This window comes from Streptomyces sp. YIM 98790 (assembly GCF_011421595.1).
GTDB lineage: Bacteria > Actinomycetota > Actinomycetes > Streptomycetales > Streptomycetaceae > Streptomyces.
This window is the reverse complement of record NZ_WTLH01000345.1, coordinates 1-2774: the sequence shown is the minus strand read 5'-3', so window position 1 is coordinate 2774 and position 2774 is coordinate 1. Positions and strand designations below refer to the sequence as shown.

3 protein-coding genes are annotated in these 2774 nt (G+C 71.1%); 2 read left to right on the top strand and 1 reads right to left on the bottom strand.

Annotated features, from left to right (window positions below; all coding sequences use genetic code 11):
• Window positions 1-687: 687 nt before the first annotated feature.
• Together GQS09_RS27835 and GQS09_RS27830 are read left to right on the top strand one after the other, a co-directional pair.
• Window positions 688-1812, top strand: coding sequence for an endo-1,4-beta-xylanase (locus tag GQS09_RS27835; protein ID WP_165990290.1), 1125 nt, complete (start codon window positions 688-690; stop codon window positions 1810-1812).
• Window positions 1813-2131: 319 nt separating this feature from the next.
• The gene (locus tag GQS09_RS27830; RefSeq protein WP_243761882.1) at window positions 2132-2425 is read left to right on the top strand and encodes a YiaA/YiaB family inner membrane protein; all 294 of its coding nucleotides are present in this window, start codon (window positions 2132-2134) and stop codon (window positions 2423-2425) included.
• Between the two features lie 29 nt (window positions 2426-2454).
• Here the strand turns inward: GQS09_RS27830 and GQS09_RS27825 are convergent.
• A partial coding sequence (locus GQS09_RS27825) for a response regulator transcription factor (protein WP_165990288.1) occupies window positions 2455-2774 on the bottom strand: 320 nt, incomplete at its 5' end.

The following is a 2774-nucleotide window of genomic DNA, read 5'->3' as shown; positions in this document are numbered from 1 at the left end:
CCCCGGCCTCCTCGGCGCGGCGCCGGCGGCGGGCCGAGCGGCGGCTCCGCCGGGCCTCGGCGATCAGGCGCTCGCGGGCGGCCTCGCGGTGCAGGTCCTCGATCCGGCTGCGCACGGCGTAGGGGTCGGTGTGCATGGGGTGCCTCCCGGCGGTTGTCGTCCCGGGCTCTCCCCCGGTGCGTCCTCCACGCTCCCGGCTGAGGCCCCGGCCGGGCATCGGGCACCTCCCCTGTCTTTCCGGCCGCCGCCCTCCTTACCTGCCCGTGGCCCCCTCCTCAGTCGCCCTCCTCAGTCGCCCTCCTCAGACGCCCCCCTCAGACGCCGGCCGCGCGGGCCGGCCGGGCCGGGGCACCCGTGCGGAACCAGCACATGGCGCGATGCCCGGCGTCCGAGGTCTCGCCGGACAGCGGCGGGGCGCGGATCACCGCCGTCTTCCGCCCCCGGCGACGGAAAATTTCGGAGTACAGCCGGAAGTTACGCGGGAGGTGGACGGGCATCAAGGGGGGCTTCGACGGGATTCGCTTACCTGTTGTGGCCACATGGCCCCGGAGAGGCGTAAGTGGCGGGATTGCAGGGGTTGCGGGGCAGAAAGTTTTTCGGTGTCGTTCCGGAAGGATTGACGCGGTGTCGCAAGGGGCCTAGAACAAGCCGGGTCATTCGCAGGGGGCAACGAGAGAAGGGACATCGATGTCCTCAAGAGTGCGCAGGGCCACCGCGGGAGTCCTGATCGGGGCGCTGGCCACCGGCGCCCTGGTCGTGAGCACCGGCGCCGGTACGGCTCAGGCCGCGCCCAAGAAGACTCTCCGGTCCGTCGCGTGGAAGCAGGACCACCGCTTCGTCGGGGTCGCCGTGGCCGACGACAAGCTGAGCGACGAGCAGTACGCGGGCACCGTCCGCAAGGAGTTCAGCAGCGTCACGCCCGAGAACGTCATGAAGTGGGAGACCATCGAGCCCGCGCCCGGCGAGTTCAACTTCGAGCCCGGCGACCGGCTGGTGGACTTCGCCAGGAAGAACCACCAGCTCGTCTACGGTCACGTGCTGGTCTGGCACAGCCAGCTTCCCGCCTGGGTCCAGGACGGTGACTTCACCGCCGAGGAGCTCAGCGACATCACCGAGAACCACATCACGGAGGTGGTGAGCCACTACAAGGGCAAGGTCCAGCGCTGGGACGTGCTCAACGAGGTCTTCAACGAGGACGGCACCTTCCGCGAGACCAAGTTCTACCAGACCCTCGGCGAGGACTACATCGCCGACGCCTTCCGGGCCGCGCACGCCGCCGACCCGAAGGCCAAGCTCTTCATCAACGACTACAACACCGACGGCATCGGCCCCAAGAGCGATGCCATGTACGAGCTGGTGAAGGACCTGCTGGCGGACGGCGTCCCGATCCACGGCGTGGGCATCCAGTCGCACATGATCCTCGACCTGTACGACGCCGAGAGCTACGAGGCGAACATCCAGCGCTTCGCGGATCTCGGTCTGGAGGTCGTGATCACCGAGCTGGACATCCGCATGGAGATGCCGGCCACCGAGGAGAAACTCGCCGCCCAGGCCGAGCAGTTCCGCGCGGTCACCCAGGCCTGCGTCAACGTGGACGGCTGCACGGGCATCACCGTGTGGGGCCTGCGTGACAACGACTCCTGGGTGCCCGGATGGTTCGAGGGCCAGGGCGCGCCCCTGCTGTTCAACGAGGACTACTCCAAGAAGCCCGCGTACCACGCCATGTACGACGCCTTCAAGACCAAGAAGAAGCCCTGCTGGTGGGGATGGCACCCCGGCAAGGGCTGGGGCAACTACGGACGCGCCGCCTGACACCGGCCGCGTCCGCGGGACCTGAGGGATCAGGGTGAGACGGCCGGCCCCGGGAGGAGACCCCTCCCGGGGCCGGCCCGCTGCCGCCCGGCGGTCCCGGCCGGGATTCCCGGGCCCCGGTCAGGCGGGCGGTGTGGTCGTGCACCGCGTCGCCGGCCGGGCAGGCCGGCGATGGTGGCCGGGGCCTGCGCCGGCCCCTCGGCCAGCGGCCCGGGGGGCGGCCACGGCGGCCGCTTCACCCTGTACTCAGGCCGGGGCGCAGGGAACTGAGTAGGAGTACCGATGGCCGCGGCGGCGGCGCGGCGCCATGGTGTGGGGCATGACTCCGGCACCGATCCGCAGACCCATGACCGCCGCGTACTACGTGCAGGCCGTGCTGTCCTTCGCCATCGCGCTGTCGGCGGTGGCCTACGCCATCGCGCAGATGCCGCTCGGCACCTGGGAGCGGGCCTTCCTCGCGCTCGGCCTGGTGTACGTCGTCACCTCCGCGTTCACCCTGGCCAAGGTGGTCCGTGACCGCCAGGAACTCCAGGAGATGACCAGCCGGGTCGACCAGGCCCGGCTGGACAAGCTGATCAACGAGCATGACCCCTTCGACCTGAAGACGCCCTGAGCCTCCCACGCCGTCCCCGGCGGGGCGGCTCAGGGCGCGGGAACCAGACCCAGCCGGTGGGCCACGGCAGCCGCCTCCCCCCGGCTGGAGACCTCCAGCTTGGCCATGATGTTGGAGACATGGACGCTGGCGGTCTTGGGGGAGATGAACAGTTCCTCGGCGATCTGCCGGTTGCTGCGCCCGGCCGCCACCAGCACCAGGACGTCCTTCTCGCGCGGGGTGAGGCGGAAGGACCCGGCGGCGGCAGCGGGCTCCCCGGCGGGCCCGGCCGCCGCCGCCCGGTCCAGGACCAGGCCGCCCCGGGCGGCCAGCCGCTCGACACGGGCCAGCAGCGGCCCGGCACCCAGTG

What these genes read in the sequence shown, in the direction of transcription:
- GQS09_RS27835 (WP_165990290.1), top strand. Translation starts at nt 688, where the DNA reads ATGTCCTCAAGAGTGCGCAGGGCCACCGCGGGAGTCCTGATCGGGGCG.
- GQS09_RS27830 (WP_243761882.1), top strand. Translation starts at nt 2,132, where the DNA reads ATGACTCCGGCACCGATCCGCAGACCCATGACCGCCGCGTACTACGTG.